Origin of the sequence: Bacillus sp. FSL K6-0993 (assembly GCF_037977205.1) — a bacterium.
Classification (GTDB): Bacteria; Bacillota; Bacilli; order Bacillales; family Bacillaceae; genus Bacillus; species Bacillus subtilis.
On sequence record NZ_CP150275.1, the window covers coordinates 3800772 to 3816582 of the forward strand.

Annotated in this window: 17 protein-coding genes; 6 read left to right on the forward strand and 11 right to left on the reverse strand. The window is 45.5% G+C overall.

Translation table 11 applies throughout. The features are described 5' to 3' along the window. Nucleotides 1–478: 478 nt before the first annotated feature. Entirely contained in the window at nt 479–724 is a 246-nt protein-coding gene (locus tag MHH79_RS19680) for a GlsB/YeaQ/YmgE family stress response membrane protein (protein ID WP_009968363.1), read from the forward strand. A 67-nt stretch (nt 725–791) separates the two neighbouring features. Here the strand turns inward: MHH79_RS19680 and galT are convergent, their stop codons facing one another. The 4 genes from galT to slrC form a co-directional block, all read right to left on the reverse strand. Beyond that, nucleotides 792–2333, reverse strand: coding sequence for a UDP-glucose--hexose-1-phosphate uridylyltransferase (galT, locus tag MHH79_RS19685; protein WP_340034842.1), 1542 nt, complete (start codon nt 2331–2333; stop codon nt 792–794). A gap of 3 nt (nt 2334–2336) precedes the next feature. After that, entirely contained in the window at nt 2337–3509 is a 1173-nt protein-coding gene (locus MHH79_RS19690; RefSeq protein WP_015384993.1) for a galactokinase, read from the reverse strand. 80 nt (nt 3510–3589) lie between these two features. Further along, nucleotides 3590–3973: a GtrA family protein gene (locus tag MHH79_RS19695; protein WP_003227398.1), complete on the reverse strand. Its 384-nt coding sequence runs from the start codon at nt 3971–3973 to the stop codon at nt 3590–3592. 17 nt (nt 3974–3990) lie between these two features. Then, nucleotides 3991–4662, reverse strand: a complete 672-nt coding sequence (gene slrC / locus MHH79_RS19700) for a transcriptional regulator SlrC (RefSeq protein WP_003227396.1) — start codon at nt 4660–4662, stop codon at nt 3991–3993. Nucleotides 4663–5016: 354 nt separating this feature from the next. Here slrC and slrA point away from each other — a divergent pair, with 354 nt between their 5' ends. The 3 genes from slrA (at nt 5017) to MHH79_RS19715 (ending at nt 7464) form a co-directional block, all read left to right on the forward strand. After that, complete coding sequence (slrA, locus tag MHH79_RS19705; protein ID WP_003243648.1) at nt 5017–5175, forward strand: transcriptional regulator SlrA; 159 nt, start codon at nt 5017–5019, stop codon at nt 5173–5175. A 442-nt stretch (nt 5176–5617) separates the two neighbouring features. After that, nucleotides 5618–5926, forward strand: coding sequence for a DUF485 domain-containing protein (locus MHH79_RS19710; protein ID WP_003222190.1), 309 nt, complete (start codon nt 5618–5620; stop codon nt 5924–5926). After that, nucleotides 5923–7464 (forward strand): cation acetate symporter, encoded by a 1542-nt coding sequence (locus MHH79_RS19715; RefSeq protein ID WP_063334855.1) that lies wholly within the window; start codon nt 5923–5925, stop codon nt 7462–7464. The genes MHH79_RS19710 and MHH79_RS19715 overlap by 4 nt, the downstream gene beginning before the upstream one ends. Nucleotides 7465–7476: 12 nt before the next feature. On the opposite strand, the gene MHH79_RS19720 is transcribed toward MHH79_RS19715, so the two are convergent. The 7 genes from MHH79_RS19720 to MHH79_RS19750 form a co-directional block, all read right to left on the reverse strand. Then, entirely contained in the window at nt 7477–8097 is a 621-nt protein-coding gene (locus MHH79_RS19720; protein ID WP_014478353.1) for a DsbA family protein, read from the reverse strand. Nucleotides 8098–8186: 89 nt separating this feature from the next. Then, entirely contained in the window at nt 8187–9437 is a 1251-nt protein-coding gene (efeB, locus tag MHH79_RS19725; RefSeq protein WP_063334857.1) for an iron uptake transporter deferrochelatase/peroxidase subunit, read from the reverse strand. Between the two features lie 18 nt (nt 9438–9455). After that, complete coding sequence (gene efeM / locus MHH79_RS19730) at nt 9456–10613, reverse strand: iron uptake system lipoprotein EfeM (protein ID WP_015384997.1); 1158 nt, start codon at nt 10611–10613, stop codon at nt 9456–9458. Beyond that, a complete protein-coding gene (efeU, locus tag MHH79_RS19735; protein WP_063334858.1) occupies nt 10610–12055 on the reverse strand; it encodes a ferrous ion permease EfeU in 1446 nt (481 codons plus the stop codon). The genes efeM and efeU overlap by 4 nt, the downstream gene beginning before the upstream one ends. Nucleotides 12056–12211: 156 nt before the next feature. Then, complete coding sequence (thiE, locus tag MHH79_RS19740) at nt 12212–12880, reverse strand: thiamine phosphate synthase (protein WP_063334859.1); 669 nt, start codon at nt 12878–12880, stop codon at nt 12212–12214. Then, nucleotides 12877–13695, reverse strand: coding sequence for a hydroxyethylthiazole kinase (gene thiM / locus MHH79_RS19745; RefSeq protein ID WP_041338002.1), 819 nt, complete (start codon nt 13693–13695; stop codon nt 12877–12879). The genes thiE and thiM overlap by 4 nt, the downstream gene beginning before the upstream one ends. 7 nt (nt 13696–13702) lie before the next feature. After that, on the reverse strand, nt 13703–14608 hold the full coding sequence (locus tag MHH79_RS19750; RefSeq protein WP_340034843.1) for a LysR family transcriptional regulator: 906 nt from the start codon (nt 14606–14608) through the stop codon (nt 13703–13705). A 105-nt stretch (nt 14609–14713) separates the two neighbouring features. Between MHH79_RS19750 and MHH79_RS19755 the strand changes: the two genes are divergently transcribed. Next, the gene (locus MHH79_RS19755) at nt 14714–15100 is read left to right on the forward strand and encodes a CidA/LrgA family holin-like protein (RefSeq protein ID WP_003227375.1); all 387 of its coding nucleotides are present in this window, start codon (nt 14714–14716) and stop codon (nt 15098–15100) included. Further along, nucleotides 15082–15759, forward strand: coding sequence for a CidB/LrgB family autolysis modulator (locus MHH79_RS19760; protein WP_014478359.1), 678 nt, complete (start codon nt 15082–15084; stop codon nt 15757–15759). Before MHH79_RS19755 ends, MHH79_RS19760 begins: the two co-directional genes overlap by 19 nt. Nucleotides 15760–15811: the final 52 nt, after the last annotated feature.

Sequence of the window (15811 nt, forward strand, 5' to 3'; positions counted from 1 at the left end):
ACTTCCTCAAAATCTTTTCTCTACTTTGTTATGCTATCAAAAACTTCACATATTAGCTTTATTTTTTTATAAACTTCATCCCATTTTCGCTTAAATGTCATAAAATCGACAAAAATCGCTCCAACTTTATTCACATCTATCGCTTAAGATGAAAAGTTTCTAGTTATTTCCGCATATAAGTAAGAAAAGATGATGAAGAACTAATTCTGACAAATAAAGGTTTACCACAATAAAAAACTTAGGTCAATCAAAAGTTTCATTTTGTTAAACTTTCTAGATGGGAATTATTTTTTCCTTGTCTAGCATCTTTTCACACGGTTACCATTTTAACGCATCAAATATTGAAAGAAAAGGCGCAATGAAGAGCCAATATGCTCTGAATTGTCCGTATTTTTTAATGAGAGCATCCAGTTGTTTATCTTATACAAAAAAGAGGAATGATATAAGCAAATAAATAAAAAATAGGATGTGTTGAATGATGAGTTTTCTTATTTCACTTATCGTCGCTATTATTATCGGATGGCTTGGAAGCCTGTTTGTAAAAGGAGATATGCCCGGAGGAATTATCGGGTCTATGATCGCAGGTCTTATTGGCGCCTGGATCGGACACGGGCTGCTTGGAACATGGGGGCCGCACCTAGCCGGATTTGCCATTATTCCAGCGGTAATCGGCGCAGCCATTGTTGTCTTTCTAGTAAGCCTGTTAACCAGAAAAAGAGGATAAAAGCAGCACCCGAAGTGTATGCGCTTTGGGTGTTTGTTTTGCCATAAAAATCGAAAAAGCCTCAACCCTAGCGGTTGAGGCTTTTGACTGGTTTGACGCCCAACTGGTCGATAAACCTTCTGAAGGCCTGTTTTCCTTCCGTTGTCTGTTTAAACACACCGGCGTGTTCAAGAATGCGAGCGAATACATGTCCCAGCTCTTCTTTTATGACTAGATCTGCATTCTCTTTTGTTATGGTTCTTTTTTCCATCATCCGAATAGCCCACTCACTATGTTTTGCCGCGAGCGGATTTTGTTCTAAGGCTGTTTTCGGATCAGCAGAGCATAGCGCCGCTGCTGTTTCTTTCATTTCCTCCTGTAAGCGGCCCGGCAATATCGCCAATCCCATGACCTCAATCAGGCCGATATTTTCTTTTTTAATATGGTGAACTTCCTTATGGGGATGAAATATCCCTAAGGGATGCTCCTCATCCGTCCGGTTGTTCCTCAGTACGATATCGAGTTCGTACAAGTCTCCCCTGCGCCGCGCAATCGGTGTGACCGTATTATGGGGCGTATCGCCTGTATAGGCGGCAATGCCGGCTTTTTCATCGGAATACGTCTGCCACGTGCGGAAGATATGGTCAGCAGCTTCGGCGACATGACCCGGTTCGTCTCCTTGGAGCCTGAGCACAGACATCGGCCACTTCACTAAGCCCAGCGACACGCCGGGATAATCATTTAATTCATAAACGTCTTCCGCTTCTGCACGTGCCATTGGAAAATCATGCGCGCCGCCTTGGAAATGATCATGGCTTAGGATGCTGCCGCCGACAATCGGCAGATCCGCGTTTGAACCGATAAAATAATGCGGATATTGGCCAAGAAATGACAGCAGCCTTTCAAATGTTTTTTTGCTGATCTCCATCGGTTCATGTTCACCTTTTAAGACAATACAGTGCTCTGGATAATAGACATATGGCGAGAATTGCAGGAACCATTGTTCGTCCTCAAGGATGACCGGAATGATTCTGTGATTTTGCCGGGCTGGATGATTCACGCTTCCCTCGAAGCCGACATTTTCTTTACACAGCAAACACATCGGATAATTTGTCTGTTCCTGCTCTTTTGCAGCCGCAATCGCTTTCGGGTCCTTTTCAGGCTTTGATAGGTTAATGGTCATTTCCAGCTCGCCATATTCGGTCGGCACCGTCCAATGAACATTTTTGGCGATTCTGTCAGTCCGTATATAATAGACATCCTCTGAATATTGATAGAATTCCTTTGTCGCCTGTTTTGGGCCGTATAATGCTTTTGTCTCTTCAAATTTGCGAATGACCTCGGACGGGGCAGGTACAAAACAGCCCATCAGCTTTGCGCTGAGCAGGTCACGGTACGTATCTGTATCCGCTTCCATTCGGCCGGTTTCGGCAGCCCATTTATAGATGGGAGCAAGCAAGTCCGGCAGGCTTTGTGACTGCTTGATGCTGGTCCCGGAGACCGGCTCGGGATGTGTGATGCCCAGCGCTTCATAAAGACGGTTTCTCGTATATTCCCGATCCCAGATCGAAATCAATTTTCGTTCCAGGCCATACTCAAGCAGCTGTTCCAGATGTTCAATAATACTCATATGTCACTCCCCCTTTAGTTCTCTCGCTCCCTCTCCGATATCCGCGACATAAAAGTCCGCTCGGAGCCCTGTTTTTTCTTGATATCTGTCTCCAACCTTCTGAATAAAATCATCAACGAACTCATCTTTTACAATGCTGATGGTGCATCCGCCAAAGCCTGCTCCCGTCATTCTTGATCCAATTACACCTTCGTGATCCCATGCCGCAAACACAAGCTCATCAAGTTCAGGGCATGTTACTTCATAGTCATCCTTCAATGAAAGGTGGGATTCCTTCATTAACTGCCCGATTTCATCTATATTGTTCTCTTTGAACATATGGGCCGTCTTAATAGCACGATGATTTTCGTATACAGCGTGCTTTGCCCGGCGTCTGTTCGTTTCATTTTGGATCAGGCTGGAATGCGCATCGAAATCAGAAGGCTTGATGTCGCCCAGTGCTGCAATATCGAGGCCTTTTTTCAGATCAAGCAATGCATCATTGCATTCTTGGCGTCTCGTATTGTAGCTGGAGTCAGCCAATGTCCTTTTTTTGTTCGTGTTCGCGATGACCAGCGCGAGGCCTGAGACATTGAGTTTGCTATATTCATAGTCAAGCGTGTCGCAGTTCAGCAGCATCGCATGATGTTTTTTCCCCATTCCAATTGCAAATTGGTCCATAATTCCGCAATTGACGCCGATAAAATGGTTTTCCGCATGCTGCGCCATTTTCACAAGCTCAAGCGCATCTACTTCAGGATGTAAATAGCTTTGGAGCACGACCCCCATCAGCAGTTCAATAGAAGCGGAAGACGACAGCCCCGCCCCGTTTGGAATATTCCCTGAAAATACAATGTCAAAGCCATGGGGAACTGCATATCCCCTCTGTTGAAATTCATAAATCACGCCTTTTGGGTAGTTCGCCCAGTCGTCTTCTTTTTGATAGCGAATATCGTCAAGGCTGCATTCCTTGATGCCTGCGTTTTTAAAATTATCTGAATACATCCGGACAAGCCCGTCTTTTCTTTCTGCAACAGCAGCATATGTACCCATTGTCAGCGCGCACGGAAATACATGCCCGCCGTTATAGTCTGTATGTTCTCCAATCAGATTCACTCTTCCAGGTGCGAAAAAAAACCGTAATCCCTCTTTTTCTCCGAATACACTTGCAAATATCCCCTTTAGCTCTTCCCGCATGTGCAATCACCTTTCTGGTTTTTATTTTTTATTCCCCTTATTTCTCCATAGAAAACGGCAGATCATATGCTGCAGTCCTCTCATACCCCTTCTTCTTTTGTTTTTTTAAAGACGAGCCATTTGCTCGCAACATAGTTGACGACAACAATGACCGCGTTGTCGAGTATTTTGGCCAAGGTTTCATTTGTATTGAACTGGCCGACAAGAATGATCATCATGCCTAAATCTATGCCGAGAGACAGGACCCGAACGCTGAAAAAAGCAGTGAGCTCTTTCAGCAGGCTCTGCAGATCATGTGTTTTTTGCTGAAACACATATAATTTATTTGTTATGTAAGCAAACAGCACGGACAAAATCCAAGCGGCAACAGTGGCGGCTTTGTAATCCACATTCATGATCTCTACCAATATATAAAAGCTGGCGATATTCACAATGGTTGTGAAAACCCCCATAATGATATACATAATTATTTCTCTATACTTCACTGATGTTCCTCGCTTTCTGAAAAACTTTTCAAAATTCTTGGCCTCTCGTGCTCTCTGTCTAAAGTGAAAAATACCGAGAGTGCGTCTAAAAAGCTGCGGAAGGTGGCTGGCTGGCCCAATACATATGATTGTTTGATGATTCCGTCGAGGACTGCACATATTATTTTAGCCGTATATTCAGGATCAATACAGGCGTCAATCAGCTTTCTCTCCTTCAGCCACTTAATATATAACACATTTTCTTCCACCCACAATTCGTACAGCCGGACATAGGCCTTGCATTTCTTTAAAACTTTATATGTCGGCATGTTCATGGCAAACGAGGTGATGTCCCACGACGGCTTATTTATGTAATAGGAATAAAGCAGTTCTGCAGCGTGTTTTGCAGCCTCGTCCAATGTCAGCGATTTCACTGACTCCCGCTCCATTTGATCAAGATACCCTATAATGATCTTTTTTTTCATCTGACGTTTTTCGAGAAGATACAGCAGAAAATCGTCTTTGCTGACAAAATGAACATAAAATGCTCCTTTGCTGTATCCGGCGGCTCTGCTGATATCTTCTACAGAAACTGGATCATACGCTCGGTCAATCAACAAATTCACGCCAGCGTCTATAAAACTTTCAAATGTTGCTTCTCTTTTAATTTGAAATTTGTTTTTTTTCATATTTTTCTCCTGGCGGTAATGATTACCCTTATATTACACCGGATCAATCTTTAGCGGTATTTATTTCTTTGAACGGTTATGCTATTCGGTTTCCCAGGGGTCATTTTTAATAGGCTAAATGATTTATTTTCATTTACATACTATCCAGTCAGTATTTAATTGTTTATTATTATAAATAAGGTCCATTGGTTATATTAGTCATTTTTTTAGGGAATAGGTAGGTGGTTTTTCCTTCAGTTTGTGAACACCGAGCAACTATGTGTGAAATTTGTTGTACTCGCCTCATCATCGCGCTGGCTTGTCTTTTATTGCCCGCATGTTGCAGGAAAACATTTTATACAATTGGAGGTTACTATGAAAACTCATGTTAAAAAAGATTTGGACAAAGGTTGGCATATGTTAATTCAAGAAGCTAGATCCATTGGATTAGGCATTCATGATGTGAGGCAGTTTTTAGAATCTGAGACAGCATCGAGAAAGAAAAACCACAAAAAAACCGTCCGGCAAGACTAGTCCGAACAGGCGGATCTATGTACCTCTGGCTTTTCTATCACCTGATCTGAGTTTTCACCATATCCTCTATTCAAAAGCAAATCGCTGCGCTGAGCTTGAGGACAAACGGTGTGTCAGCTAACTACGACAGACAGCCGGTGATGCGATCACCTCTTGGCACATGCATTGTCATAAAGAGGTGATGCGAACATGATAACCGTGCTCTGGTAAACAGCAGCTTTGCTGAGAACAAGCTGCATTCGGTGAGGTTTTGAAAGCAAACTCGTTTATACACGGCCGAGCTTGAAAACCTTCGCCTGTCTTTAGACCACTGTGTTCACCTCTTCACGACTTCCTTCTTTTTTCATCCTCCAGATATTGTTCAACGCATAAATCGGACTTTCATTACATACCTATTGGTGTACCTTTTTGCTTACGTTTAGCGAATAAAAGGAGGAAAGCCATGTACAAAGCTGATTATAAACAGATTGCTGCAACGCCGTCTTTTCAAGCTTTTTTAAAGCAGAAACGCGCTTTTATTGTTCCTTCTGCGATTTTCTTTTTTGTCTTTTATTTTTCACTCCCTGTTTTGACATCTTATTTCACCTTTTTGAATGCACCGGCCATTGGAGCTGTTTCATGGGCTTGGCTGTTCGCCATCGCCCAATTCGCTATGACCTGGATACTGAGTACTGTGTATTCCCGGAGAGCCGCTCATTTCGATCGGTATGTAAGCGCTTTAAAAGAGGATCTGAAGGGTGAACAGACATGAATATGACTGCTTTTTTATTATTTTTGGCGATTGTTGGTCTGACGCTTATTATCACGTATTTTGCCGCGAAGCGGACGAAAACGACGAGTGAGTTTTATACGGCGGGCGGCGGGCTCACCGGTGTTCAGAATGGACTGGCAATTGCCGGTGACTACATGTCTGCCGCCTCGTTTCTCGGGATTGCCGGAATGATTGCGTTATATGGATTTGATGGCTTCTTTTACAGCATCGGTTTTCTGGTGGCTTATCTTGTTGTCTTGTACATCGTGGCGGAGCCGCTTCGGAATCTTGGAAAGTACACGATGGCAGACATGATTGCCGCTCGCTTTAAAGAAAAGAAAATCCGCGGTGTCGCGGCTCTCAATACCATTGCCATCTCTACTTTTTATATGATCGCCCAGCTCGTGGGGGCGGGAGCGCTGATCAAACTGCTTCTAGGGCTGGATTATACCGCGGCTGTCCTCATCGTCGGAGTGCTGATGACCATTTATGTCGTGTTTGGCGGCATGATCGCGACAAGCTGGGTTCAAATTATTAAAGCCGTTTTGCTGATGGCCGGCACACTCGTGATTTCGATTATCGTGTTTTCGAAATTCGGCTTTAGCCTTAATACCATGTTTGAACAGATGAAAACGGCTACTCCGCTGGGCGCTGATTTTTTGAACCCCGGAAATAAATACAAGATGCCGCTTGAGACCTTGTCGTTAAACTTGGCACTCGTGCTGGGAACCGCCGGGCTTCCGCATATATTGATCCGGTTTTATACCGTTAAGGATGCCAAGACGGCCCGTACATCCGTTGTGTCAGCGACATGGATTATCGGTGTGTTTTACATTATGACGGTATTTCTCGGCTTTGGTGCCGCGGCATTTGTCGGTTTTGACGCGATTACGGCGGCTGATCAAGCGGGAAATATGGCGGCTCCGCTTTTAGCAAAAGTGCTCGGAGGAGACTTTCTGTTCGCGTTTGTATCAGCCATCGCCTTTGCCACCATTTTGGCTGTCGTGACAGGGTTGGTGCTGTCTGCCGCCTCAGCATTTGCCCATGATATTTACAGCCAGATCATCAGAAAGGGAGAAGCAACTGAAAAAGAACAGATGAAAGCGGCCAGATGGGCTTCTGTCGCCGTGTCAGTACTCTCGATTCTCCTTGCGATTTTTGCACAATCCTTAAATGTGGCGTTCCTTGTTGCACTCGCGTTTGCGGTAGCCGCTAGCGCAAACCTTCCGCTGATTGTGTTTACTGTCTTCTGGAAACGATTCAATGCCTCAGGCGCTTTATGGGGCAGCCTGACAGGCCTGATCAGCGCGCTTGTGCTGGTGTCGATGAGCCCTAGTGTGTGGGACCCGGCCGGAGGTGCTATTTTTACCGGTGATCCGCTCATTCCGCTGTCTAATCCAGGGATTATTTCCATCCCGCTCGGCTTTCTCGGCGCGTGGCTCGGAACGGTGCTGTCGTCTGATAAAACAATTGATGAAGATACGTTTGCAGAAATACAGGTGAAGGCGCATACTGGCGTCCATATGGAACAGGATTAAAAAAAGCTCTCTTTATAGAGAGCTTTTTCCTTGTCTTTTCTTCTGTTCGTCAGAAATCGCTTTTTCAAATACATCCTTGCCGGCAGCACCCGGAATTACAGTGTCGCCAATAATAAAGGTTGGAACGGCTGTGATGTCAGCCTCTTCATAAGCGTGCTTCAAGGCTTGGCGCTGCACGTCCTGATATGTTCTTGTTTCCAGTGCTGATTTGAATGATGCACCGTCTAATCCCACTTCCTCGGCGAGCTTCGTCAAGATGTCAATGTCGCCGATATTTTGGCCCTCCTGGAAAAACGCCTGAAAGACACGGGTGTTGTATTCATGTCCTTTATTGTATTCCTTCGCAAAATGGAAGCCTTCAAACGCGAGGTCTGTATACGGATGGGGTGAGACGTTTGGAAAATTGATCTCGACTCCTAATTTCTCCGCCATTGGCTGAATTGATGTCTGCCACATGTACTGTTTGGAAGGATCATTGACCGGATCAAGCTGAGGAGATGGGCTTGGGCGCAGTTCAAACGGCATCCACTCGACTTCAACATCCTTTCCTTTTATCGCTTCTTCAAAAGCGGCTTTTCCAACGAAACAAAATGGGCAGACGTAATCTGAATAAACTTTAATGTGTACTGTCATGATAATCTCCTTTCGTATAAATTGATTTTAAACTGTAACAATCAAAGTTACAACTGTTTTTTAAATAAAGAAGCCGATTTAGGCTTCTTTTATGATTCCAGCAAACGCTGGGCAATATATTCTCCTTTTTTGCAGCCGCCTGGGCATGCATATAAAGCAGAACCGATTGTTTGTGTATATTCGTTTAACGCATCCTTTGCTGAAAGAGCCTTCAGCATCGGGATAAACTGATTGTCGGGATTTTTTTGAAAACTGATAAACAGAAGACCTGCATCCATATAGCCGGTTTTCGGATCAAGTCCTTCTGTGTAAGAGAAAGCTCTTCGCAAAATTTGTTTTCCAGTAGATTTCGCTAGACTGACGTGTGAATTAGACGGAATTTGATTCAGCTTCACGGGATCTGTTTCCTTTTTCTGCCCAAAAGGCGCCCCTGAGCTTTTTCTGCGGCCGAAGGTATCCTCTTGGTCCTTAAGGGAAGAGCGGTCCCATATCTCAAGGAACATTTTGATTTTCCGAAAAGCCATATAGGTGCCGCCCGTCATCCAGTCAGGCTCACCGGACTGAATCCACACGATCGAGTTCATCAAGCTGTCATCCTCCGTGCTCTGGTTGCCTGTTCCATCTTTGAACCCGAAGAGGTTGCGCGGTGTTTCACCATTTTTTCCTCCGCTTAAAAAGCCTTTGTTCACAAAGCGGACCTCACAAGTGCCGACCGCTTGATTTAGCAGGTTACGCAGCGCGTGAAACGCCACTTGCTCGTCGTCTGCACATACTTGAATGCAGATGTCCCCGCCTCCCTGCTTTTCATCCAGGTTGTCATTGGGCATCGCTGGAAGAGCGGCCAGGTGCTTCGGTTTTTTGCTTTTCAGCCCGAAGCGGTCCTTCCCGTCTTTTTCAAAAAAGCCAGGCCCGAATCCGAATGTGACCGTTAAGTTGGAAGGGGATAAATCAGCAGACTCACCTGTATCCTGCGGCGGCAGATATTGATTTCTCTGCTCAGCTGACATTTTCTTTCCAGACGTCAGCATCTGTGTGAGACTTGTCCAGTTTCTAAATAACGTAATGATGTCGCTTTTGTCTTTTGCTGTTACATCCAGTGCAGCAAAATAGACATACGTCTGATGAGCAGTTGTGATTCCGGCCTGATGCTTTCCGTAAAACGGAACAATCTGTTCCTCCTCTTTTTCATCCTTTTTCGATGGCTTAGCCGCAGTCTGAACAAGCGGAGCGAGACCGCCTAGACCGCTGGCACCGATCGCAACGGCTGCCCCCGCCATCGCTCCCCATTTTAAAATGTCCCGTCTATGAATTTGTTCTGGCTTTTTTTGTTCATCGCTCATGCTGTTACAAAACTCCTTTTATAGCACATTCGCAATCTTCGACATGGTTTCAGAAAGAGTCGTCAGCTTTGTGCTCAGCTCTCTGATTTGCTTTTCACTTAATTTATCATAAGACGTATAGGACTGATCATTTGTTTTGTATTTTGCCATTAAAACTTCAAATTCGCTGAACTCCGTATCCAGTTTTTCCGTCAAGTCGGAGTGATCTTTTACAAGCGCGCTTTTCACTGTTTGATAAACGGCTTCGGAGCCTTCCACATTTGCCATAAGGTCAACTAAATCAATTCGTGAGTAGCGCTCTTCTTCTCCCGTGATTTTCGAAATTCCGGCTTCGTTCAGAAGCTCCATCGCGCCTGCAACAATTTGTTCAGGTGTTAATTTCAGTGATTGAATTGAACCGTCAAGCTCTTTTACATCCTTGAGAAGCTGGTCAGCTGTTGCTTTTTCCCCGGAAATATCTTGATCCTTCCAAATGGCCTTCTCAAGCTTATGGAAGCCTGTCCATTTGTCTCCTTCTTCAACATCGTTTTCTCGCGCATCAATTTTCGGGTCAAGATCTCCAAGGCTTTCAGCGATCGGTTCGATTCGCTCGTAATAAACACGCGCTTTCGCATATAACGTTTTAGATTTTTCGATATCGCCGGATTTCACAGCACTCGTAAATGCTTCAGTCGCTTTGACAAGCTGGCCACTCTGCTTTTTGACATAGCCTTTATACTCATCCGCTGCTTTTGCCAGCTGATCGCTAGCCTTTTTGCCGCTCTTCTTCGCTTCTGTCAGGTCTTCTAAGGACGCTTTCAGTGACTCGGATTCTGTCTTGATTTTTGCTGTATCCGGTTTGTCTTTTTGCGCTTCTGTGTAGATTGGCTGAAGATGTTTTTCGATTTCTGTATATTCGAATGGATAGTCGCTGCGAATGTCGTTTTCAAAGGAAAGCCAGTAGCTGTTTAACTCTTTCCCCTTCTTTTCAATCTCTTTTTGGTCTCCTTTTTCCGCTGAGTCATTCAGCTTGGAAATGATGGTTTCCATTTTATTTACGGATGCGGTGATTTCTTTAGTGACCCCGCTTTTTTCAGATGAAGCTTTTTCTTTGGTTGAAGATGTGTCGTTGGCTCCGCAGCCTGCGCACAGCGCAAGGATGCATCCGGCTGATACAGCGATTTTTGTGAAATTCATTTTGTCAGTTCCTTTCTGTTTGTAAAATGTTTTGCCGCTTCTGAAACAAGCGCAGTCAGTAAAAAGAGTAAAATCAGCATTTGCGGAATCGTGCTGTACACAGACGGATAAATTCCTAGCACCGATACAGACGGCAGCCAGCTTACTGCATCAGACGGAAGAATGCCCGCCAGTTGAAGGCTGTGAACGCCGGTTCCGAGAAATTTCACGCACATATACAGGACAACCGCCATTGATAGAAGAAAAAACGGCTTCAATGGAATGCGCATTCCGAGCTTGATCATCAGAACACCGACGATGACGAGAACGATAAGCCCTGCGGCAGTTCCGCCGATCAGTTCAGTGAGCGGGAGCTTCCCGACAAGCCCGATGAAAAAGATGACCGTTTCGAGACCTTCTCTTACAACTGCCAGAAATGCAATGAGCGCAAAGGAAAGCAGGCTTCGTTTTTTTAGTGCCTGTGACTTCTGGATATTGATTTTTTCTCTCCATTTATCCATTGAGGCGTTTCTGTGCAGCCACACCCCGACATACAAAAGCATGACAGCAGACAGTACGCCGGTAACGCCGCCAAGCAAGAAATTGTTTTCTCCGAATACACTGGAGGAGAACAGAACCGTGACACCGATGCCGGCTGCTAAGGAAACAGCCATGCCGGCGGACGCCCCGCCCCAGATCCATGCCGAGGAGCGCGTGACCCGCGCTTTTTTTGTCATGGTTAGTAGCGCTCCGATGACAAGGAGGGCCTCCATTCCTTCACGAATGGGGATCAGCGCCGCATCCCACCAGCTGTAGCTGCTTGAAGCGATCGGTTCGAGCAATTGAATCATTTCGTCAATTTGCTTTGATACCTTTTCGGGATGGCTGCCAATCTCAGCTTTCATCAGCGCCAGATTTTCCTCTGATGTCGTATAGGCTTCTTTCGATTGGGACACAACATCTCCCTCAACAGCGAGCCAGGATGTAACTAAATTGTCGATTGCGGATGACGCTTCATCCAATTGTTTTTTTTCTATTAACTGTTTTGTGTCTTTCAAGCTTTGTATATAGGCTGTTAAGGACGCCCTTGATTGACCTGAAGATGTCTTTTTCAGCACGACAGCCTGCTGATAGGTTTCTAAATGAGACGAAAGCTCTTCAAGCTGTGTTTTGAGCCTGCCTGCGTCTTGATTGATAAAAGAAAGAGAAATCATCGCGATATTCGCGTCCATTTCACTGTGAGAAGAAAGGTTTTCCTTTTTAATAGAAGGTTCTTCTTTTTTCCACTTCGTCTTGAAGGTTTCAAACGTTTGCTGTGCCAAGTCTATATCTCCGTCTTGTACGGATTTGATCATTTGCTTGTTTAATTGAATTAATGCAGCGATCGGATCATCTTCCGCATGTGCCGCAGAACCGAAAACCATCAACAAGCTGAATAAAATAAGTGCCAGCCCCCGAGCCATCATGTTCCTCCTATAACTGAAAATGATTATCATTGTATAACATAATCATAGCCAGTTCCTGTCCTTTGTCAATTAAAATTTGATGGTCTGAAAACCTTTATGGAAAGCAAAAAAGCTGTCCTTTTACAGAACAGCCTTTTGAAGAAAGATGAACGATTATCTTCCAGTTTTATACGTTTGAATTTCCTCCCGAAACTTGCGTGCAGCACTCTCAGGACCCTCCGCCTGACTGATGGCGCTGATCATACTGACGCCATCGGCCCCCGCTTGGATAACAGGTGCGGCATTATCTATTGTGATTCCGCCGATGCCGACAATTGGAATGCTGATGCCTTGGCGGCGGACTGCTTCGATAAGAGATACACCCTGTACCGCTCTCGTATCCTTTTTCGTTTCAGTCGGATAGATCGGCCCAAGCCCGACATAATCCGCTCCGTCTTCTTCAGCTTGCTTCACCTCAGACATCGTATGAGCGGAAACGCCGAGAATCATATCACCTATGGCAGTTCTTACCTCTGTCGCATTTGCGTCTTCCTGGCCGATGTGGATACCGTCAGCTTTCAGCTTCAGAGCCAATTCCACATCATCATTGACAATGAACGGAACACCAGCTTCACGGCAGGCTGCCTGCACTTTTTCAGCAAATTCAATCCGAGCCTCTCCTGTCAGCGCATCCCCGCCTTTTTCACGGAACTGGTACAGGGTGGCACCGCCTTTTAACGCTTTTTGTACAACTGTAACAGGATCGGCTTTCGTATTGTTTGACCCCATAATGAAGTAAACAGATAATAACTCTTTCATCATTTCCCGAGAAATACGAGTCATGAGACAGTCACCCTTTCTATAGTCGCCCATTCTTGGACGTCTTGTTCAGTAACAGTTGAAAGCTTGTTCAGCAATTCAATCTGAAAGCTTCCAGGGCCTTGGTCAGCCGTCTGCTGTGCGGCAAGCTGAGCGGCGACCCCATACGAAGAAATGGCCGCAATAGCAGCAAACAATGGATTTTCTTCCACAGCGCAAAAAGCACCGACGACGGAAGTCAGCAGGCAACCGGCGCCTGTCACTTTTGTCAGCAGCTTGTGGCCGTTATGAAGGGTGTATACATGTGACGTGTCGGCTATGACATCAACTTCACCAGTAATCGCAATGACCGTGTTTAGCTTTTGTGCCGCTTGCTGAGCCAGCCGGATGATGTCGCCTCCGCCTTCACCCGCATCAACACCTTTGATCAGCCAATCCGTCACACCGACGGTATGGGCAATTTCCGCCGCATTTCCTCTGATTGCAGCAAGGCGAACCTCACGAATGATGTCACGTGCCGATTCAGTTCGGAACGGCGTTGCTCCGGCACCGACAGGATCAAGAATGACGGGAACGCCATGTTCATTAGCTGATTTTCCCGCGATGATCATCGCTTCGACTGACTCCTTGCTCAGTGTTCCGATATTTAAAACGAGTGCACCCGCAATCTTCGCCATATCGGCGACCTCTTCTTTTGCGTACGCCATAACGGGCGATGCGCCGAGCGCGAGCAGGCCGTTTGCTGTGAAATTCGTTACGACATTGTTGGTTATGCTATGCACCAGTGGGCTATGCCGGCGGACAGCGGTAAGACATTTTGCTGCTGATTGTGCATCCATGTTTGCATCATCCTTTACTATCTTTTTTCGGGTCCCATAAATACGATTTCGTATGTTCGAGCCAAGCTCTGGCCGCAAACGACAAGTACCGGTCCTTTCTCCAAATAATGGCGAGGTGCCAAGGGATGACCGGATCGACAAGCGGAATGACTTTCACTTTTTCCGGGTCAAGGCCGCGGCAGATCCGTTCCGGCAAAAGCCCGATCCCAAGGTTGGCTGATACCATCTCACTAATAAAATCCCATTGTGATGTTTCATAAATGATATGGGGCCGGAACCCAGCCTTGATACATTCCGTCATAATTCGGTTGTGCAGGACAAAATCCTCTCTGAAGAAAATAAAAGGCTCGCCCTTCAACTCACGCAGCTGACATTCTTTCTCATCAGCCAGCCGGTGGGAAGGGTGAACGACAAGCATTAAGGTTTCTTTTACGATTGTAAACGAATGAAAGGTATCTTCGTTTGCAGGAAGGACCACAACGCCGATATCAAGAGAGCCGTCCCCGACACCTTCTTGTACTTTTATAGAACCGTCTTCGACTAGCTGAAAGGTGACATTCGGATAGTTTTCACGGAAATCGCCGAGCACTCTCGGGAAAAACCCCGATCCGATCATCGGCGGCAGTCCAATCCGTACGTGCCCTTTCTTGACTTCCATAATATCATTTAATTCTGACGTCAGGTTTTGAAATGATTTAATGATTTCCTGCGCCTGCACATACATGCTATGACCGGCATCAGTCAGTTCCACCTGCCTGCCGTTTCGGTAAAACAGTTCAATTCCGAGCTCTTCTTCTAAATTTTTGATCATTTTTGATATCGTCGGCTGAGAAACATAAAGGGATTGGGAAGCCTTCGTAAAACTTTTTAAACGGGCGACTTCCAAGAAATATGTTAAATGGCGGATATCCATGTGCTTCACCCTTTCTATAGACAAAAGGAATACTTCTTATTCTTAATATATATTTTACCTATAGAGAGACCTTATGTACAATAAGTATATAAGGGAGGCATCAATATGAAAAAACTGTTGCTAACCGTTATTCAAATCGCTCTGTTATTTATATTTGCTCGGCTGATTAATTGGGTGACAGCCCTTCTTCATATAAATATTCCCGGCAGTATAATAGGGATTGTGATTCTTTTCACATTATTGCACTTTAACATTATCAAGCTTGAATGGATCGAGCTTGGTGCAGCGTGGCTTCTCGGGGAGCTGCTTTTATTTTTTATCCCGTCTGCCGTCGGAGTGATTGAATACGGAGACATTATGTCGAAATTTGGTGTCAGCATTCTGCTTGTTGTCATCATCAGCACGTTTGTCGTGATGGTGTCTACAGGAACGCTTACACAACTCATCGCAAAGAGAAAGGAGAAAAAGCATACGTGTTCATCGGAATTGTAAGTTTGTTTTTAACGGTTTTGGTGTATTTAGGAGCAAAAAAGGTATATCAACGCTTTCCGCGTGTTTATACGTCGCCGCTATTGGTGACGCCCGCTGTGTTAGTCGGTCTGCTGCTGCTGGTGAATGTCCCGTACGAGTCCTATAATCTCGGCGGCGGATTGCTGACCGATATGCTACAGCCGGCCACCGTGGCATTCGCGATCCCGTTATATAAATATTTCCCTGTTTTAAAGAAATACGCAGTGGAAATTATTTTGAATGTGGCCGTCGGTTCATGCATCGCGATTATTTCTACCGCTCTTATTGCGAAATGGCTTCACCTCGGCACCGGCTTAATTGACAGCCTCGTCCCGAGATCAGTTACAACGCCGATCGCGATGAACGTATCTGAAATGATCGGCGGAATGCCTGCCGTCACAGCTGTGTTTGTGATTTTAACCGCTTTGTTTGGCACAGTGATTGGCCCGATGGTCATCCGTTACTTCCGCATTGATAACGAAATCGCGCGGGGCGTGCTGCTTGGCACAAGCGCGCACGGAGCGGGAACGTCAAAGGCATTTGAGCTTAGCTCTGTGTCCGGCACGATTTCCAGTGTGTCGATGATCTTAGCTGCGATTATGACGCTTTGCGCGGCGCCGTTTTTACTTTCATTTATGTAAAAAACTGTCCTCTCGAGGGCAGTTTTTTTATGTGCTTCCCCTTATTGAAAAG